An 18249-nucleotide genomic window follows, 5' to 3' on the forward strand; every position below is an offset into this window, starting at 1 on the left:
TTATTTTTCGCTTTCATAGAACCGAGCCAGCGACTCGATTTCGGCGTCGGAGAGCTGCATCACCCGCGCGCCCATTTTCAGGGGGCTACAGCGGCGGCCGATCTCCCGACAGCCTTCGAGCGCATAACGCAGATAGCCGGACCACTGACCCGCCATGCGGGGCGATTCGTTGTGCTGCCCGCGTCCGCCGTCTTCGTGACAGCTCTCGCATTGGCGCTCATGGATCTCGCGGCCCGCGTGGATGCGGTCGGCGACCGCGACCTGATCCGTGGAGACCCAGGGTTGCTCGCCGAAAAAGGCCGCGATCGCCCAGATTTCCTGATCGGAATAGCCCTTCATGATGCGGCCCATGATGGTGGAGGGACGCACGCCGAACTTGTAGTCGCTGAGGACCGAAAACAGATAGCCGTTGTCCATGCCGCCGATGCTCGGCATCTGCGTTCCGGCGCTGGCGCCGTTGGTTCCGTGACAACCGGCGCAGGTATTGGCGAGCATGCTCGGCGAACGCACGCCACCGGCCTGAAGGTTGAGGCTGGTCAGCAGCCCGAGCGCGAACATGGACAACCAGGCGCGATGTCTCATGAGGGTTCTCCTGTGGTGGGTCGGGCGCCGAGCCGGCCGAGCGCGAGGTTCCGCCGCGGTGCTGGCGCTGTTTCTTGTTTGCCTCGACTCTCTCCGACCGACGCGCTCGCGGCCTTGATTTCGATCAAGGGCGCGCGGACGACGTTGAGGAAAGCGCGGACTGATTGGAACTGACTGGCTGGATTTGAGATAGATCAAGGCCGAACGGCCAATCCATGGGCACCTTCACCCAGGTTACAAAAATAAGGTCCGTTGCGCGGGCAGGCTCTCGAATCCGCGCGGCAGGATCGCGGACAGACCAGCCGCGACGCTGGAACCGATTCGCTCCCGTTCGCATCCGCTGACCGATCACCACAAGCCAAAGAGGAGGAGTGCACCATGAAGCGACAGCCGCAAGGGTCCATCGCGGGCAAGCTAGTCGAGGTCTTGATTGCCTCGGGTCTCTTAGTCCTGGCGACCGCGGCCAACGCCGCGCGTCCAGGCGGCGAGTTGGGCGTCGACTGGGGCGATCCGCGCGGTCAGGAATGCGTGGACTGCCACATGATCGAGAGTCCCGGACTTTATCTGGAGTGGAACAGCAGCCAGCACGGTCAGGCCGGCGTGACCTGTCTGGATTGTCACCAGGCCAAGGAGGGCGAGATCGACGCCTTCAAGCACGAGGACGCGCTGATCTCCATCGTCGTCACGCCGAAGGACTGCTCGACCTGTCACAAGACCGAATTCGAGGAGATGGACGGGTCGCACCACGCCAAGGCGGGTCAGATCCTCGCCTCGCTCGACAATCTGCTCGGCGAGGTGGTCGGCGGGCCGGCGGCGGTCAATGCCGGCTGCAAGCAATGTCACGGTGGTGAGTTGGAATTCATCGCCGAGGGCAAGGACAAGGGCCGTCCCACCCCCGGCACCTGGCCCAACACCGGCATCGGCCGCGTCAATCCGGACGGCAGTCTCGGCTCCTGCACTGCCTGTCACGGGCGTCATCGCTTCTCGCGCGCCCAGGCCCGCACGCCCGATACCTGCGGCAAGTGCCATGTCGGCCCGGATCACCCGCAGATCGAGATCTACAACGAATCCAAGCACGGCATCATCTACCGCGCCAAGGTCGACGAGATGAATCTGGAGTCGGATAAATGGGTCGCCGGCGTGGATTACAGCGCCGCCCCGACCTGCGCGACTTGTCACATGAGCGCCGGCCCGGGCACCGGCAAGACGCATAACGTCGGCGAGCGCATCTCCTGGACCCTGCGTCCGCCCATCTCGACCAAGATCAACCTGGTCCGGCTGGAGAACGGCCAGGAGTTCGACGTCCCCGAGGGTAAAGAACTCCCCAAGGTCGGCGACGCGGCCAAGGACTCCACCGTCGTCGAGGTGCTGACCTGGAAGGACCGCCGCGCCAAGATGGAGGCGGTCTGTTTCGGCTGTCATTCGACCAGCGTGATCGAGGGGCATTACAAACAGTTCGACGATGTCGTCGATCTCTATAACGAGAAGTTCGCCAAGCCGATCGCCGCCGTCATGGACGAGCTGAAAACGGCCGGCTACATCACGCCCGCACCCTTCGACGAGAAGATCGAATGGGTCTGGTGGGAGATTTGGCACCACGAGGGACGCCGCGCCCGTCACGGCGCCTCCATGAACGGCCCGGATTACACCTGGTGGCACGGCATCTACGATGTCAGCAAGAACACCTACTTCGAGTGGATCCCCGAGCTGAAGGAACTCGTGCACAAGAAGGACGGCAACGAGGTGTTCGCCGACGCCATGCTGAAGAAATATTTCGCCCCGAACGAAGGGCATGACTGGTACTTCAACGGCATGAGCACGGAACAGCTCGACAACGTGCGCAAGGGCTTTGAGGCGCGGTATGGGGCGGGGTCGATGAAATGAGCCCAGGGGGCGAGTTGATCTCGCCCCTCCCTGAGCGCGGCACCTTTCCCTGCATCGCCCCACTGCCATTAAGTTAAGCCGTTCGTGGTGAGCTTGTCGAACCATGAACGGCTTTACACTCAGAGGCTTAGGATTTCCCGCCCACCCTTCGACAAGCTCAGGGCAAACGGAAAATCCTTAACTTAATGGCAGTGCTGCATCGCCCCCGAACAAACCCCACCCGAGGAATCATCATGCGTTTCCTATCTTCAACGCTCATCGTGCTCTTGGTTCTATCCCAGACGGTCGCCGCCGCCGACATCGGTGAGTTGATCCGGCAGGGCGAAACCAAGCTCCAGGCGGGCGAGATCGACGCGGCGGCGCGCGTGTTCGAGCAGGCCGTCGCCCAGGATGCGCGATCACCGCTCGCTCACACCCGGCTCGGCGGCGCGCTGCTGCTGAAGCAGGAGCAGACCGCCGCCATCGGCCAGTTCCGCGAGGCGATCATGCTCGATTCGCGCAATGCCCAAACCTTCATCGGCATGGCCGTCGCCGAAATTCATCTCGGGCGGTATGCTCTGGCCCGCGCCGCACTGGTCGAAGCCAAGGGTATTGACCCGGCCAAGGGTCAGGAGATCGACCGCCTTGTCGTCTGGCTCGATGGACGCGAGAGTTCATCCGGCGGCACCTCGACGCACTGAGGCTGGGTCGTTCGAGAAGCCGCCACGCACGCCAGCCGTTCTCATTTTGGCGTTATCCGCCATCGTAGGAGCCCGCTTGCGGGCGATATGACTTGCCAAAAGCCTTTGGGTCCGCCAACCCACTCGCCGGCAAGCAAACCTAATAAGCCCGCTGGCCCACAAGTCGCCCGCAAGCGGGCTCCTACGTCAAAATGAGATTTGGTTGGGCGCATGCCATGCGTTGCTAAAGCAGAAAGCCCCGGTCAATCCGAGGCTTTTGGTGTTTTCTCGACGTCCTCTCGGCGCCGGCGAGCGCCGTGAGGACGTCTCCAAGACTCAGGCCAGATCGAAGCGGTCGGCATTCATGACCTTCGTCCAGGCAGCCACGAAGTCGTGCACGAACTTTTCCTGGCCGTCATCCTGCGCGTAGACCTCGGCATAGGCGCGCAGGATGGAGTTGGATCCGAAAACGAGATCGACCCGGGTTGCCGTCCATTTGATCTCATCCGTCTTGCGGTCGCGGATGTCGTACAGGTTGTTGCCGGCTGGCTTCCAGGTGTAGGCCATGTCCGTCAGATTGACGAAAAAATCGTTCGTCAGCACCCCTTCGCGATCGGTGAAGACGCCGTGCCGGCTACCGCCGTGATTGGTGCCCAGAACCCGCAGGCCGCCCACCAACACCGTCATTTCATGGGCGGTCAGACCCATCAACTGCGTCCGGTCGAGCATCAGTTCCTCGGCGCTGACCACGTAGTCCTTCTTGAGCCAGTTGCGATAGCCGTCATGAATGGGTTCCAGCACCTCGAACGACTCGGCATCCGTCATCGCCTCGGTGGCATCGCCGCGACCGGGTGCAAAGGGAACGGTGATCTCGACACCGGCCGCCTTGGCCGCCTGCTCGATGCCGACATTGCCGGCCAGGACGATGACATCGGCCAGGCTCGCACCGGTCTCGGCCGCGATGGGCTCCAGTACGCCCAGTACTTTAGACAGACGCGCGGGTTCGTTGCCTTCCCAGTCCTTCTGCGGGGCGAGCCGGATGCGCGCGCCATTGGCGCCGCCGCGATTGTCCGAACCGCGGAAAGTGCGAGCGCTGTCCCAGGCGGTGGCGACCATCTCGCCGATGCTCAGGCCGCTGGCCGCGATTTTGGCCTTGACGGCGTCGACAGCGTAGTCGGTGCGGCCGGCGGGCACCGGATCCTGCCAGATCAGGTCTTCCTGCGGGACATCGGGGCCGAGGTAGCGCGCCTTCGGCCCCATGTCGCGGTGCGTCAGCTTGAACCAGGCCCGCGCGAAGACCTCCGAGAAGTAGGCGGGATCCTGATAGAACCGCTCCGAGATCTTCCGATACTCGGGGTCCATCTTCATGGCCATGTCGGCATCGGTCATGATCGGGTTGTAGCGGATCGAGGGATCTTCGACATCGACGGGCTTGTCTTCTTCCTGGATGTCGACGGGCTCCCACTGCCAGGCACCAGCCGGACTCTTCTTCAATTCCCACTCATGGTTGAGCAGCATGGCAAAGTAGCCGTTATCCCACTGGGTCGGGTGGGTGGTCCAGGCGCCTTCGAGACCGCTGGACACGGTGTCGCGGCCAATGCCCCTGGCGGTCTTGTTGATCCAGCCCAGCCCCTGATCCTCAAGATCGGCGGCTTCGGGAGTCGGTCCCAGCAGGCCGGCATCGCCATTGCCGTGGCATTTGCCCACCGTATGGCCGCCGGCGGTCAGGGCGACGGTTTCCTCGTCGTTCATCGCCATGCGCGCGAAGGTCACGCGCACGTCCTGCGCCGTGCGCAACGGATCGGGTTTGCCGTCGACGCCTTCCGGGTTGACGTAGATCAGGCCCATCATGACGGCGGCCAGCGGGTTTTCCAGATCACGCTCGCCGGAGTAACGGCTATTGGGGTTGTCAGTGGGCGCCAGCCATTCCTTCTCCGAGCCCCAGTAGATGTCCTTTTCGGGGTGCCAGATATCCTCGCGGCCAAAGCCGAAACCGAAGGTCTTCAGCCCCATCGATTCATAGGCCAGGGTGCCGGCGAGCACGATGAGGTCGGCCCAACTGATCTGGTTGCCGTATTTTCGCTTGATGGGCCAAAGCAGACGACGGGCCTTGTCCAGGTTCACGTTGTCTGGCCAACTGTTGATCGGCGCAAAGCGCTGATTGCCCGTGCCGGCACCGCCGCGGCCGTCGGCGATCCGGTAGGTACCCGCCGCGTGCCAGGCCATGCGGATCATCAGACCGCCATAATGGCCCCAGTCGGCGGGCCACCAGTCCTGGCTGTCGGTCATGAAGGCGCGCAGATCTTTCTTGAGCGCCTCGACGTCGAGTGTCTTGACCGCCTCGCGATAGTGAAAGCCCTCGCCCATCGGATTGGTCTTGGTGTCGTGCTGATGCAGGATGTCGAGGTTCAGCGCCTTCGGCCACCACTCCATGACCGATGTTCCAGCGGCGGTATTTCCGCCGTGCATCACGGGACACTTGCCAGCAGTCGTCGTTGCATGCTTATCCATCTCGATCTCCGCTCGTGGTTTCAGTGAGTGAAGTTCATTGATCTTAGTTGCTCGTCGAGCATCTAGCTCGACGAGCACGGACAGAGAATATGGACAGTCGATGCCGAGGGCCAATCGTTTCGCCGGATCTCGCGGATTGCTCCCGTCTATCGATCTTCATTGAGCGATCTGTAGCCGGAGGTCGGGTATCTCAAGACTGACAGCAATCAGCGTTTAGGCATCATGCGCCGATGCGCGGCCGATGACCGCTTCGTCCCATTCGGAGATGGGCGCGCGACGCCCTGCACATCACAGTCCATCCACACCGGCCAGTCTTCCGTCACGCCCGCCGCGCGGCTGAGAAGAACAACAGTGCGCCAGCCAGATAACAGATGACGACCAGTATCGCGCCCAGGGACTCCTGGAGCCAATGACCGGGGCCGAGCAGTAACATCAGCGTGCCGCAGACGATGAGGGTCGCCCCGCCAAGCGCCCGGATTGAATTGGCCGCGCCAAGCGATTGCGCCTCCCGCGAACCATGATTGCTTCCCGGCAGCAACGCATCCATCCGCATACGCTTGTCATACGCCATCAGCATACGATACGCGATCAGAGGCAATTCGGGCGCCTGATCGGCCACCGAATACAGGTTGCGTTTCGTGCGGTCGAACAGACCCTTGAAACCAATCTGATCCTTCATCCAGCGTTCCATGTAGGGCTTCGCGGTCGTCCAGAGATCCAGTTCCGGATAGAGCTGCCGCCCCAGCCCCTCGATATTGAGCAGCGTCTTCTCCAGCAGCACCAACTGCGGCTGAATCTCCATGTTGAAGCGCCGCGCGGTCTGAAACAGACGCACCAGAAAGTGCCCGAAGGAGATCTCGGCCAATGGCTTTTCGAAGATGGGCTCGCTGACGGTGCGGATCGCACTCTCGAACTCATCCACGCGCGTGCCGTGCGGCACCCAGCCGGATTCGACATGCAACTCGGCGACCCGCCGATAGTCGCGCTCGAAGAAAGCGAGCAGGTTTTCGGCCAGATAGCGCTGATCCTCGGTGGTCAGGGTGCCGACGATCCCGAAGTCGATCGAGATATAGCGCCCGGAGGGTTCGACGAAGATATTGCCGGGATGCATGTCGGCATGAAAGAAGTTATCCCGGAAGACCTGGGTGAAAAAGATCTCCACGCCGCGTTCGCCGAGTTGCTTCATGCTCACGCCCTGGGCCTTGAGCGTGACGACATCGCTGACCGGAGTGCCGTAGATGCGCTCCATCACCATGACGTTGGATCGGGTCCAGTCCCAGTAGACCTCGGGGATATAGAGCATCTCGCTGTTGATCCAGTTGCGCCGGATCTGCGAGGCGTTGGCGGCCTCGCGCTGAAGGTCGAGTTCGTCGTAGATGGTCTTTTCGTATTCGCGCACCACCTCGATCGGACGCAGTCGCCGGCCTTCCTTCCAGTAGCGTTCGGCGAGTTCGGCGACGGTGTACATCAGCCCGAGATCCTGACCGATGGTGCGCTCGATGCCAGGTCGCAACACCTTGACCACCACCTCGGTCCCGTCCTTCAGGCGTCCGGTGTGAACCTGGGCGATCGAGGCGGAGGCCAACGGGATGGGGTCGAATTCATCCAGCACCGCGTCGACCGAGCAGCCCCATGCCTTTTCGATCAGCGCGCGGGCTTCGGCACCCCCAAACGGCGGTACCCGGTCCTGGAGTTTGGCGAGTTCGACCGCCAGATCGTCCGGCAGCAGGTCGCGCCGGGTGGAGAGGATCTGTCCGAACTTGACGAAAATCGGCCCCAGATCCTCGAGCGCGCGGCGCACCCGCACCGGGTAGGCCGGCAGATCGCGCTTGACCCAGTGCCAGGGCAGAAGAACCATAATCCAGCGCAGCGGCCGGAACAGGTGCGTGGCGAGGATGACCTCATCGAGACCGTGGCGAAGCAGAACCCAATTGATCCGAAAAAGACGCAGAGCCTGACGGGGTCCGATCATTGCTGGACGCCGGATTCCGTCGCGCGCCGAACCAGGCGGTCGATCTGGGCGGCGACCCGCTCGACATCGTCGCGCAGGGTATCGACCTGGGTCAGAAAGGCGTCGACCTCGTAGCGGGTCGGAACCAAACGGCGCTCTTCCTGAAGATAGTCCTTCAAATCGTCCGTCAGCGACTCGGAGGTCCGCCGTCCCCATTGTTCGGCGGCCTTGAACTGGCTGCCGACCCGATGCGCAAAGGGATCGCCGATCACACGCGCCAGTTGCTCCTCCCAATCGACTTCCAGATGGGCGAGCGCGGCATTGAACGCCTGTGCCAGCGCGGTATCGCCGGTGATTTCCACCTCGCCCGAGATCAGCTGAGTCTCCTTGCGCTCGGCCATGCCCATGCGCGCGAGACCAAGCGGCGTGCCGCGGATCAGACAGTCCGGCGGTGCGTCGTAGGCGCCGAAGATTTGCAATCCATGCGCGTTCGGAATGATCGTCACGCGCGTGCCGAACCCCTTGATCTCGATCGCGACGATGCGGCCCGACAGCGCCGCGAAGCCGTCCGCCCCCTCGGGATCGAGTGCGATGTAGCGATTGACCGCCTGTTCCATCACGGCCAGCAGCGCGTCCGGGATCTGGATGCCCTCGGTCACAGCTTGTACCCCCGATGGATCGCGACGATGCCGCCGCTGTGATTGAAGTATTCGCAGCGCTCGAAACCGGCCGTCTCCATCATGGAGCGCAGAGTCTCCTGATCGGGATGCATACGGATGGATTCGGCCAGATAGCGGTAACTGCCGGGGTCATTGACCACCAGACGGCCCAGGGTCGGCAGCACGGAGAAGGAGTAGAGATCGTAGACCTTGCCGAGCGACTTACTGACCGGATGCGAGAATTCCAGGATCAGCCCCCGCCCGCCTGGCCGCAGCACCCGATACATCTCGTCGAGCGCCGCCTGTTTGTCGGTGACGTTGCGCAAACCAAAACCGATGGTGACACAGTCAAACCGGTCATCGCCAAAGGGAATCTTTTCCGCGTTGATCAGGGTGTAATGCAGATTGCCGACCCGGCCGCGGTCGAGCATGCGACTGCGGCCCTCGGTGAGCATGGCCGCGTTGATATCCGACATCACCACGCAACCCTCGGGGCCGACGATGCCGGCGAAACGATCGGCCAGATCGCCGGTGCCCGAGGCCAGATCGAGCACCCGCTGTCCCCGGCGCACGCCAGCCAGCTCGATGGCGTGGCGCTTCCAGAGGCGATGGATGCCGAGCGACATCAGATCGTTCATCAGGTCATAGCGGGAGGCGACCGAGTCGAACACCTCGCGCACCCGCGCGGCCTTTTCTGCGACCGGCACCTGCTGGTAGCCGAAGTGGGTGGTTTTATCGTTGGACATAGGGTGTCCCTGATCTCGAAGTGGACGAATGGGCGAACAGACTCGCCCGACACGATGGCGGGTAGTTTACACCAAACCCCAAGGAGATCCGCGGATACGGTGAGGGGCCAGGGCGCGGACATGGTTTGGCAGTTAGTTAAAAGAACTAGAACATGGCGTGGTATTTGCCTTACTTCAGTAAGCGAGTTTTTGACCACATACCTTTTGGCCGCGCCACATTCAGGAAAACCAAAAAATGAAACCGATCAGAACGCTCTTGATTGCATCCATCGGACTTGCAGTCGCCTGGAATGCGCTGGAGGTTCAGGCCGGCCTGATCGCTGCCACGATTAAGGTTGACTGGAATTACACGCAAGACATAAAAACAGAGGGGCCAACGACAAATGCGGGAGACGATTTCTCACCCTTAACAACCGAATTCGATTTGGACGTCACCGCGCAGGAATTGGGTCTGATCAGTTACGACACCTATGGCTATTGCGTCGATTACTACCAGCACGTCTACGAAACAACCTACGCCTACGAATTAGCCGATCTGAGCGCAATGGGCGACTCTTATTTTAAGATCGCTTGGCTGATCGATACTTATGCTCCAAAAACCAGCGGCTCCAACTCCACCAAGGACACTAAGGACAAAAAACATCAGGCAGCGGCCTTGCAGGGGCTGATCTGGGAAATTTTAGGAGGAAGTGCGTTCAAGGTCACGAGTACCGGGAAGATCGGAGATTATTACTCAACATATTTAGCTGCTTACAGCAAAATCGCGTTAACTTCCGACATGAAAAACGCGCTGACTGGTCGCTACATGGTGGCTCAAAATGACAAGATTCAAGATCTCATCGTGCACATTCCCAACCCATCGGTCTACAACATGTCGATGTCTTCGACCACCGTTCCGGAACCATCCGCTCTGCTGCTGTTCGGCACCGGTCTTGTCGGTCTCGTCGGTGCGCGCCTGAGAAAAGGAAACGGATTGCGACTCAGCGGAGCGAGAAAACCGCCAAGCGGCGCGGCTTGACTGACATTTCATGACAATCGGCAAAACCGTGACAGCGCCCGGCGGACAATCACCTGGTTTCAGGACGGCTTGTTCTTGCGCGCCTGTCCGGCCTTCTCCAACTCGTCCAGATACTCGCGCCAGAGTTGTTCCTGCTCGGTCCCGAGCCGATAGAGGTAATCCCAGGAATAGATGCCGGTGTTGTGCTCGTCGTCGAAATGCAGACAGACCGCGTAGTTGCCGACGGGCTCGATCCGGTCGATGCCGACCTCTTCCTTGCCGAGTTGCAGGACACGTTGGCCTGGGCCATGGCCCTGGACCTCCGCCGAAGGCGAGTAGACGCGCAGATATTCGCAGGGCAGCGCGAAACGGGCGCCGTCCTCGTAGGCGATTTCCAACACGCGGGATTGACGATGCAGGTTCAGTTCGGTGGGTGTGGGCATGGTAGTCAGTTGTCAGTTATCAGTTGTCAGGAAAATCCAGAGCGTTTTTTAGAGGATATAGCGGGAGAGATCCTCGTCGGCCGCCAGCCCCGCCAGATTCTGATCCACATAGGCGGCGGTGACGGTCACCGTGACCCGGTCCAAGTCGGAGGCGTTATAGGACACATCCTCCAATAACCGCTCCATCACCGTATGCAGACGCCGCGCACCGATGTTCTCGGTCCGCTCGTTGACCTGCCAGGCGATCTCGGCCAGTCGCCGGATACCGTCCTCGGTGAAATCCAGATGCACGCCTTCCGTTCCCAACAGCGCGCGATATTGGTCGGTCAGCGAGGCATCCGGCTCGGTCAGGATGCGCACGAAATCTTCGGTCGTCAGCGCCTTGAGTTCGACCCGGATCGGCAGACGGCCCTGCAATTCCGGGATCAAGTCCGAAGGCTTGGACAGATGAAAAGCGCCGGAGGCGATGAAGAGGATGTGATCGGTGCGCACCGCGCCATGTTTGGTCGAGACCGTGCTGCCCTCGACGATCGGCAGCAGATCGCGCTGCACCCCCTCGCGCGAGACATCGGCGCCGCCCATGGCCTCGCCGCGTTTGGTGACCTTATCCAGTTCGTCCAGAAAGACGATGCCGTTCTGCTCCACGTTCTCGATCGCGCGCAGTTTCAGATCCTCGTCATTGACCCGCTTGGCGGCCTCTTCGTCCTTGAGGATCTGAAGGGCATCGCGGATGCGCAGCTTGCGCCGCTTCATCCGGCCCTGGCCCAGATTCTGGAACAGCCCCTGGAGTTGGCTGGACATCTCCTCCATGCCGGGCGGGGCCATGATCTCGACCCCAAGGGGGGTGGCCGAAAGCTGGATTTCGATCTCCCGATCGTCGAGTTCGCCAGCGCGCAGTTTGTCGCGGAATTTCTCGCGGGTCTTGGAGCTGGCGGCGGAACGGGTCTCTTCCTCGAAACCGGACGGCGGGGGCAGCAGCGCGTCGAGGATGCGTTCCTCGGCGGCGGCCTCGGCCTGATCGGCCAGCTTGGCCATTTCCTGCTCGCGGGCCATCTTCACGCCGATATCGGCCAGATCGCGGATGATGGATTCCACGTCGCGCCCAACATACCCCACCTCGGTGAACTTGGTCGCCTCCACCTTGATGAAAGGGGCATTCGCCAGCTTAGCGAGCCGTCGGGCGATCTCGGTCTTGCCGACACCCGTGGGACCGATCATCAGGATATTCTTGGGCGTGATCTCCGAACGCATGGGCTCGGCGATCTGCGAGCGGCGCCAGCGGTTGCGCAGCGCGATCGCCACGGCGCGCTTGGCGTCGTCCTGACCGACGATGTGTTTGTCGAGTTCCGCGACGATACGCTGTGGGGTGATTTCAGACATGTCTTCCATCCATTGCGCGAAGCGAACCGGGGCGTCGGATCGCTTCATGAAATAAAGTCGGAGTCGCTTCTTTATGACCGGATATGTCGAGACGGAGTCAACGCCAACTTAACCTTGGAAATCCGGGATGGCCATCGCTCAACGCGCCGGTCACGGTTCGCCGGTCACGGCGTCGAGTTCCTCTATGACCAAATTATGATTGGTATAGATGCAGATGTCGGCGGCAATATGCAAACCCTTCTCGACGATCTCGCGCGCGCCGAGGTCGGTGTTTTCCAGGAGCGCGCGTGCGGCGGATTGGGCAAAGGCGCCGCCCGAGCCGATCGCCATCAGATCATGCTCCGGCTCCACCACGTCGCCGGTCCCCGAAATCATCAGCGACGTGGTCGCGTCGGCGATGCACAGCAAGGCTTCCAGACGCCGCAGCATGCGATCGGTGCGCCAGTCTTTCGCCAGTTCGACCGCCGAGCGCGTCAGATGACCCTGATGCTTTTCGAGCTTGCCCTCGAAGCGCTCGAACAGGGTAAAGGCATCCGCCGTGGCACCGGCGAATCCGGCCAGCACCTGCCCCTTATAGAGCCGGCGCACCTTGCGCGCATTGCCTTTCATCACCGTCTGGCCCAGCGAGACCTGACCGTCGCCGCCGATCACGACCTTACCGCCGCGTCGGACCGAGAGGATTGTCGTACCGCGAAAATTTTCCATCGTGAACCCGTGTGACCGATTGGAGACCTTCATTCTATCCTGAATTCAGGACTGACCGAGGGTTCGGACGGATGCTCAGCGATTCCAAATTTGGATGGCCGAGGCACTCTGGGCGGGTCGAGACCTGGGAGCGCCGGCTTGCAGCCGGCCCTTGGGGTCGCCGACAGGTTGTCGGCACTGGCGAAGCCAACCGACAGCGCGGGAAGCCCTGCCGATTCGACCGACTGCAAGTCGGACTCCCCAGATGCCGGCTGCAAGCCGGCGCTCCCAGGGGCGCTTCAGGAGATTGCCGGTCGCGACCGGCCAAAGTTGGAATTGCTGATGGATGCTCTGTTTTTCGGCGGCGTCCGTTACCACGTAGGTTGCCGCATTCCGCTCAATGGGTGACCCCGGCTTTCGCTGATCGACGCCCAATTGCCGCGCCGCCTGGCCCGCCGGCTCTCCGCGCAAGGGCACGATACACTCCATGCGGCATCTACCAGCTATATCAGCCAGTTATCGATCATGACGCCGGGGTATCTGGCGAAGTCTTGCGTCTTGTTCGTGACGAGCGTGACATTGAGAGACCGCGCATGGGCCGCAATCAGCTTGTCGAGCGCATCTTTCCGACTGTCGCGCGTCGCCAGCCTGATCGACGCATAGGCGCGACCCGCCGACGCTGCGAAGGGCGCCACCGGGATGTCTTGAATCAGACTGTCCAGATGATCGCGTTCCTGTTGCGGATGGAGCGATACCTCCACGCCAGACTCCAACTCGGCGAACGTGATCGCGGACATCACCACCTCGCCGACCGCACATTGGGCAAAGCGTTGAGCGACGCTTTCGGGCTGATGCTTGATGAGGTAGATGCAGATGTTGGTATCGAGCATGTAGCGCGGCATCACAGCAACTCCCGATCATCCTGATCCTGATCGCCGCGACCGTTCGCCATGAAGTCAGGAGAGAATTGAGCAAACTTGCTCAACACGCCCGCCAACGACCGGCGCGCGGGGCGAATGCGCAGCTCGTCGCCATGTCGCTCAATTTCCAGCTCAATATCCGTCCGCTCAAAGGCCAGGTCGGCGGGGATCCGCACGGCTTGCGAATTGCCATTTTTAAACGCTCTCGTGATGTGCATGGCCAGCTCTGAATCAAGGATGTACGGCGTATGTACTTTAGGGCATGGCAAGCCGTCCATGCAAGATATTGGAGTGTGCGAAACCGCGTCTGGCATAGAGAATATGATCGAACCTTGCGCAAGGGTTCAGGGCCGCGCCACGCAAAACGCCCCCGGTTTGGCGGTGCGTTTTCATCAGGCGTTGGAACCATGAACGATGGGTTTCACGGCCAATCGGCGTCCGTGCCAGTCATCAGCGTTATCCCGTGGCCGTTCTACCCATCTACCCGATCCACTCCAACGGATCCTCATCCGGCGCGGGCTTGAGTCCAGACTCTTCGATAAACAACCGGTGCCAGATGGCGAACTGCATCAGTCCGAAAAGTTCGCGACCGCCGCCCTGCCCTTTCTGTCTGGACGCGACGAGCGCCGGAATGGATTCGACCCGGAACCAGTCGCGGATGCCGCGATTGCGCGCCAGACGTCGGCCGACCTGTGCGGCTACCTCGCCCCGCAGCCAGTCGCCGACCGGGACATGGAAGCCGCGCTTGGGGCGCGCCAGATGACCGGGCGGTAACCGGGGTTCGGCCCAGCGTTTCAGCAGCCATTTCCCCTGGTGCTGGCGGACCTTGAGCGCATCCGGCAGCGACAGACCGAACTCGACGAGCCGATGGTCCAGAAAGGGCACCCGTCCCTCGACCCCGAACCCCATCAGCATGCGGTCGGTCTTGACCAGCAGGTTGTCCGGTAGCGCCGTGACTAAATCGGTGTACTGTCGCCGCTGCATGTCCGACCAGTGCGCGGGCGTCTCGTCCCAGGCGCGCAAAAAGGGCGCGCGATCCGCGTCGGCGACCGCCCGCAGCGCCGGGCCAAACAGTCGTCGCGACCACTGCCCGGACCACTGTCCGCGCGTACGAAAACCGCCGCTGCCAGGATGCAGAATGGCTTTGAACCAGCGTTCGGCAGGGCGCGGATGATAGCGGCCATAGCCGGCGAAGACCTCGTCCCCGCCCTCGCCGGAGAAGACGACCTTCAGCTCGGACCCGGCGGTTTCGGCCAGGATCGAGGTGGGCAGGTTGGCATAATCGCGCATCAACTCATCGGCGCACCAGATGCTGTGCGGGAGGCGTCCGAAGACCTGTCCCAGCTCAAGCTCCAGCGGCCGATGATCGAGACCGAAATGCTCGGCGACCCGCGCCGCCTCGTCCAATTCGTGAGGCATCGCGGTGCCCCGGTAGCCGACCGAGAAGCTCTTGATGCGGCCCGCGCCGTGGGCGTGCAGCATGGCGGCGAGCACGGCCGAATCCACCCCGCCCGAGAGGAAGAGCCCGAAGGGCACATCCGAGCGCATGTGCTCGCGCATCGCGGCGTCCATCAGTCCATCGAGTTCGGCGCGCGCCTCCTCAAAGCCAATGGCGCGCGGGGCGATCTCCAGCGCGGACCAGTAGCGATGGCGCGCGATGCGCAGATCCGCGTCGATCATCAGTGCTTCGCCGGGCAGGACACGCCGGATCCCGGCGATCAGGGTGTCCTCGCCGCTCGCGAATTGATTTTGCAGGAACTGACGCAGCGCGCCGGACGACACCTGGGGCCGTTCGGGAAGGATCGGCAGCAGCGCCTTGATCTCGGAGGCGAAGGCGATGCGGTCGGGCAGGCGGACATAGAAGAGCGGTTTGATCCCGAGCCGGTCGCGCCCGAGGATCAGACGCCCGGCGTCCGCGTCGTGCAGCGCAAAGGCATACATGCCGCGCAGTTGGGTCAGGAAGCCGAGGCCGTGCACCGCGTAGGCGTGCAGGATGGTTTCGGAGTCCGAATCGGTGCGCGTCTGGCGGCCCTGTTCGCGCAAAGCCGCGTTCAGTTCGAGATAGTTATAGACCTCGCCGTTCGCCGCCAGCGCCAGCCGACCGTCCGCGGAGACCATGGGCTGATGCCCGGTCGCCAGACCGATGATGGACAGGCGTGTCTGCGCCAGACCGACCGGACCGGCACAGTAGATGCCATGATCGTCCGGCCCGCGATGGGCGAGTTGGGCTGCCATGCGCGTGAGTTGCTCGGGGTCCGGCCGCTGGCCGTCGCGCAGGATGAAGCCGGCGATGCCGCACATCTTAAAGCGCGTCCGGGTGGGGGTGCGTTGCTGGCGTCTCGCGCCAGCCTCGCGGGGAACGAAAAACCTTGGAGCTGACGCGATTAAAGGCAATTTTCGTGATAGATCTTACCCGTAGGGGTCCGCTTGCGGGCGACCTGACACGCCATAATGCCTTCCGTGTGCCCCACCCGTCGCCCGCAAGCGGGCTCCTACGGGGTTTGACGCTTGGTAAAGTCATTTCCGGAATTCGCCTGAAAACCTCATTGAATATCGCGCCGCACCTGACCGTCGCCGGTCTTGAGATCGAGCGTCGGCGCCGCGGGCGGCAGCGGATAGACGCGGATGTCGCCGACGCCGGTCGCGACCTCGATGCGATCCCAGGCGCCCGGAACCGCCCCAACCGTCAGCGTCGTGTCCTTCTCGGTGAAAAAACCCGTGTGCGCAATCTCAAAGGTCAGCACCCCATCGCGCTCCTCCAGACGCTCCCGAACCCGGGTGCCGGGCAGACCGAAACCGCGCCCTTTCAGCAGAATCAGGGCCGAGCGGTCCGGCCAGTCGTGCCAGGCGAGCGTGACCTGGGCGGTGTCGGCAATCAGGCGGAGCGTCCGGGGCGACGCCCGATCATCCGCCGCAATCACCTCGTGCGAGCGGTTTTCATGGACCGGCGTTGCCAGCAACACGCCAAACAGCATGGTTGCGACCGCGAGTCCGTAGGCAAGCCCAGCGGCCACCGGATAGCGTAAGGGTCGGGATGGCGTCGCCGCCATTCCTCCGGCGTCCGCTTCGCGCGCGAATTCGCGTTGCGGAATCCGCAGCACGAAATAATAGAGAATAAAAGCAATCCCATAAGCGATGACGGCCGACCAGATCACGTCGGACAGAAAATGATCCCCGGCGGTCATGCGCCCGATTCCGAGCAGGGTTCCCAGGGCGAGCGATCCGAGCAGCGCCAGGCCGGCGAGCCAGGGGCGGCGGCGCAGCCAGATCATAAAAAAGGCGCCCAGCATGAAACCGGCCGAACTGTGACCGCAGGGAAAGGACTTTCCCTTCCCCGCCTCGCCCACGGCCAGCGGCGGCAGATAGGCCTGGACGCCGCCCAACTCGACCGCCTGATGCGGACGCGGGCGCCCCATGTGGTCTTTCAGCAGCGCGTTGACCGTCAGTCCCGGACCGAGGATGGCCGTGGCGATCAGGAACAGCGCATGGATCCGCAGCCGCTTGTACCGCGGCCAGAGCAAGCCCGCAAAGAGCGTCGTCAGACTCCCGACCAGGATCAGGCCGATCAGCAGCGGCGCGGTCTGATAGAGAAAGAGCCAGAGCACCCGGCGGGACTCGAACCAGGGATCGTCCGCCTCCGGGTGATAAAAGACCGAGGCCGCGCGCAGATCCAGATCGGTCCACCAGAATGGCAGCGTGCCGATCAGGGCGAGCAGGATCAGCACCATGAGCTGAGGCAGCCAGTAACGGCGTGTGGCGGCGAGTGTCTGCACCTGAACCCGAGTGGCGGTGAAGTGAAAGAGGCGAGAGGGTAACGATTCGAGACGGGAATCACAATCGAAGGCGTGACGCCGCGCCCTTCGTGCACGCGGCGCGGGTACCCGCCTTGCCCACCGCACCTATCGCGACTACCATCGCGGATCATGCTCTGCAAGGCCGCCCCCGCCATGATCTCCGCTGACTCATCGCGGGAGTCGTGTCCACTCGCAAACGCCGCATTCCATCACGTCACGAAGGCCCAAAACGATGCTCTCATTTTTCCGCCGGATCGTCATCCTGACCCTTGCCATCCTGAGCGCTGGAAGCGCCTTCGCGCAAGGCGACCGGCCAGAACTTCTGCTCTACTGCGGCATCACCATGGTGCGGCCCATGACCGAAATCGCTCAGATCTTCGAGCAGCGCGAAGGCGTCAAGATCACCATCGCCCAGGGCGGCTCCGAAGACCTCTATCAATCCGCGAAGAAGAGCGGCGTCGGCGAATGGTATCTGCCCGGCGAGCCCAGCTATCGCGATAAACACCAGCCGGAGGGACTGCTGGGCGACTTTGCCACCGTCGGCTACAACCAGATGGCCTTGATGGTGCAAAAGGGCAATCCGAAACAGGTCAAGCCCGATCCGCGCGAACTCCTGCGCAAGGATCTGATCGCCATCGTCGGCAACGCGGAATCGGGCAGCGTCGGCCAGGAAGCCAAGGCGATTCTGGACGCACTGGGAATCTATCAAAAGGTCTTAAGAGCGGCCGCTTTCCTCGCCCCCGACTCGCGCAGCCTGATGAACGCCATGAAAAAACAGGAAGCCGATGTCACCCTGGCCTGGCGCGCCACGGGGTTCTTTCCGGACAACGCCGCACGCCTCGAAGTCATCGACCTCGACCCGAGTCTTGCCAAGCCTCAGGCGCTGCTGCTGATTCAGTTGAACAGCGCGAAGCATCCCGAACTGGTAAGCGGCTTCATGAACTTTGCCGCCGGGGACGAGGGTCAGGCGATCTTCCGCAAGCACGGATTCCTCGACAACCAGACCGTAAGCGACCACTAACCCGGTCCGTCCGACGCA

The 18249-nt window shown here is 62.3% G+C and carries 16 protein-coding genes; 4 read left to right on the forward strand and 12 right to left on the reverse strand.

Annotated features, from left to right (window positions below; genetic code table 11):
* The gene (locus THIVI_RS08350; RefSeq protein ID WP_014778161.1) at positions 1–582 is read right to left on the reverse strand and encodes a c-type cytochrome; all 582 of its coding nucleotides are present in this window, start codon (positions 580–582) and stop codon (positions 1–3) included.
* Between the two features lie 378 nt (positions 583–960).
* Between THIVI_RS08350 and THIVI_RS08355 the strand changes: the two genes are divergently transcribed.
* Positions 961–2466 (forward strand): multiheme c-type cytochrome, encoded by a 1506-nt coding sequence (locus tag THIVI_RS08355; RefSeq protein ID WP_014778162.1) that lies wholly within the window; start codon positions 961–963, stop codon positions 2464–2466.
* Between the two features lie 233 nt (positions 2467–2699).
* Positions 2700–3146: a tetratricopeptide repeat protein gene (locus tag THIVI_RS08360; RefSeq protein ID WP_014778163.1), complete on the forward strand. Its 447-nt coding sequence runs from the start codon at positions 2700–2702 to the stop codon at positions 3144–3146.
* A gap of 315 nt (positions 3147–3461) precedes the next feature.
* Here THIVI_RS08360 and katG read toward each other — a convergent pair whose 3' ends face one another.
* The 4 genes from katG to ubiE all read right to left on the reverse strand — a co-directional run bounded on the left by katG (position 3462) and on the right by ubiE (position 8992).
* Positions 3462–5636 carry a catalase/peroxidase HPI gene (katG, locus tag THIVI_RS08365; protein ID WP_014778164.1) on the reverse strand — a complete coding sequence of 725 codons (2175 nt, stop codon included), beginning with the start codon at positions 5634–5636 and terminating at the stop codon, positions 3462–3464.
* A 319-nt stretch (positions 5637–5955) separates the two neighbouring features.
* Positions 5956–7608: a ubiquinone biosynthesis regulatory protein kinase UbiB gene (gene ubiB / locus THIVI_RS08370; RefSeq protein WP_014778165.1), complete on the reverse strand. Its 1653-nt coding sequence runs from the start codon at positions 7606–7608 to the stop codon at positions 5956–5958.
* A complete protein-coding gene (locus THIVI_RS08375; RefSeq protein WP_014778166.1) occupies positions 7605–8246 on the reverse strand; it encodes a ubiquinone biosynthesis accessory factor UbiJ in 642 nt (213 codons plus the stop codon). The genes ubiB and THIVI_RS08375 overlap by 4 nt, the downstream gene beginning before the upstream one ends.
* Positions 8243–8992 carry a bifunctional demethylmenaquinone methyltransferase/2-methoxy-6-polyprenyl-1,4-benzoquinol methylase UbiE gene (gene ubiE / locus THIVI_RS08380; protein WP_014778167.1) on the reverse strand — a complete coding sequence of 250 codons (750 nt, stop codon included), beginning with the start codon at positions 8990–8992 and terminating at the stop codon, positions 8243–8245. Before ubiE ends, THIVI_RS08375 begins: the two co-directional genes overlap by 4 nt.
* 235 nt (positions 8993–9227) lie before the next feature.
* On the opposite strand from ubiE, the gene THIVI_RS08385 reads away from it, so the two are divergent.
* Complete coding sequence (locus THIVI_RS08385; RefSeq protein WP_014778168.1) at positions 9228–10010, forward strand: PEP-CTERM sorting domain-containing protein; 783 nt, start codon at positions 9228–9230, stop codon at positions 10008–10010.
* A 59-nt stretch (positions 10011–10069) separates the two neighbouring features.
* Here THIVI_RS08385 and THIVI_RS08390 read toward each other — a convergent pair whose 3' ends face one another.
* From THIVI_RS08390 to THIVI_RS08425, 7 genes are all read right to left on the reverse strand, one after another.
* Positions 10070–10432: a gamma-butyrobetaine hydroxylase family protein gene (locus THIVI_RS08390; protein WP_014778169.1), complete on the reverse strand. Its 363-nt coding sequence runs from the start codon at positions 10430–10432 to the stop codon at positions 10070–10072.
* Positions 10433–10480: 48 nt separating this feature from the next.
* A complete protein-coding gene (gene hslU, locus THIVI_RS08395; protein ID WP_041447437.1) occupies positions 10481–11812 on the reverse strand; it encodes an ATP-dependent protease ATPase subunit HslU in 1332 nt (443 codons plus the stop codon).
* 150 nt (positions 11813–11962) lie between these two features.
* A complete protein-coding gene (gene hslV / locus THIVI_RS08400; RefSeq protein WP_041447438.1) occupies positions 11963–12517 on the reverse strand; it encodes an ATP-dependent protease subunit HslV in 555 nt (184 codons plus the stop codon).
* Between the two features lie 482 nt (positions 12518–12999).
* Entirely contained in the window at positions 13000–13398 is a 399-nt protein-coding gene (locus THIVI_RS08410; RefSeq protein WP_014778173.1) for a type II toxin-antitoxin system VapC family toxin, read from the reverse strand.
* The gene (locus tag THIVI_RS08415) at positions 13398–13694 is read right to left on the reverse strand and encodes an antitoxin (RefSeq protein WP_217160968.1); all 297 of its coding nucleotides are present in this window, start codon (positions 13692–13694) and stop codon (positions 13398–13400) included. Before THIVI_RS08415 ends, THIVI_RS08410 begins: the two co-directional genes overlap by 1 nt.
* Positions 13695–13896: 202 nt before the next feature.
* Positions 13897–15717, reverse strand: coding sequence for an asparagine synthase (glutamine-hydrolyzing) (gene asnB / locus THIVI_RS08420; RefSeq protein ID WP_014778175.1), 1821 nt, complete (start codon positions 15715–15717; stop codon positions 13897–13899).
* 242 nt (positions 15718–15959) lie between these two features.
* A complete protein-coding gene (locus THIVI_RS08425; RefSeq protein ID WP_014778176.1) occupies positions 15960–17189 on the reverse strand; it encodes a phosphatase PAP2 family protein in 1230 nt (409 codons plus the stop codon).
* Between the two features lie 253 nt (positions 17190–17442).
* Here THIVI_RS08425 and THIVI_RS08430 point away from each other — a divergent pair, with 253 nt between their 5' ends.
* Positions 17443–18231 carry a substrate-binding domain-containing protein gene (locus THIVI_RS08430; protein WP_014778177.1) on the forward strand — a complete coding sequence of 263 codons (789 nt, stop codon included), beginning with the start codon at positions 17443–17445 and terminating at the stop codon, positions 18229–18231.
* Positions 18232–18249 lie beyond the last annotated feature (18 nt).

This window comes from Thiocystis violascens DSM 198 (assembly GCF_000227745.2).
Taxonomy (GTDB): domain Bacteria; phylum Pseudomonadota; class Gammaproteobacteria; order Chromatiales; family Chromatiaceae; genus Chromatium; species Chromatium violascens.

Bases quoted from the DNA above. Each gene is read 5' to 3' on its own strand.
- THIVI_RS08355 (WP_014778162.1), top strand. From the start codon at position 961: ATGAAGCGACAGCCGCAAGGGTCCATCGCGGGCAAGCTAGTCGAGGTC.
- THIVI_RS08430 (WP_014778177.1), top strand. From the start codon at position 17,443: ATGCTCTCATTTTTCCGCCGGATCGTCATCCTGACCCTTGCCATCCTG.
- hslV (WP_041447438.1), bottom strand. From the start codon at position 12,517: ATGGAAAATTTTCGCGGTACGACAATCCTCTCGGTCCGACGCGGCGGT.
- ubiE (WP_014778167.1), bottom strand. From the start codon at position 8,992: ATGTCCAACGATAAAACCACCCACTTCGGCTACCAGCAGGTGCCGGTC.
- asnB (WP_014778175.1), bottom strand. From the start codon at position 15,717: ATGTGCGGCATCGCCGGCTTCATCCTGCGCGACGGCCAGCGGCCGGAC.
- hslU (WP_041447437.1), bottom strand. From the start codon at position 11,812: ATGTCTGAAATCACCCCACAGCGTATCGTCGCGGAACTCGACAAACAC.
- ubiB (WP_014778165.1), bottom strand. From the start codon at position 7,608: ATGATCGGACCCCGTCAGGCTCTGCGTCTTTTTCGGATCAATTGGGTT.
- THIVI_RS08415 (WP_217160968.1), bottom strand. From the start codon at position 13,694: ATGGACGGCTTGCCATGCCCTAAAGTACATACGCCGTACATCCTTGAT.
- THIVI_RS08410 (WP_014778173.1), bottom strand. From the start codon at position 13,398: ATGCCGCGCTACATGCTCGATACCAACATCTGCATCTACCTCATCAAG.
- THIVI_RS08360 (WP_014778163.1), top strand. From the start codon at position 2,700: ATGCGTTTCCTATCTTCAACGCTCATCGTGCTCTTGGTTCTATCCCAG.
- katG (WP_014778164.1), bottom strand. From the start codon at position 5,636: ATGGATAAGCATGCAACGACGACTGCTGGCAAGTGTCCCGTGATGCAC.
- THIVI_RS08385 (WP_014778168.1), top strand. From the start codon at position 9,228: ATGAAACCGATCAGAACGCTCTTGATTGCATCCATCGGACTTGCAGTC.
- THIVI_RS08350 (WP_014778161.1), bottom strand. From the start codon at position 582: ATGAGACATCGCGCCTGGTTGTCCATGTTCGCGCTCGGGCTGCTGACC.
- THIVI_RS08390 (WP_014778169.1), bottom strand. From the start codon at position 10,432: ATGCCCACACCCACCGAACTGAACCTGCATCGTCAATCCCGCGTGTTG.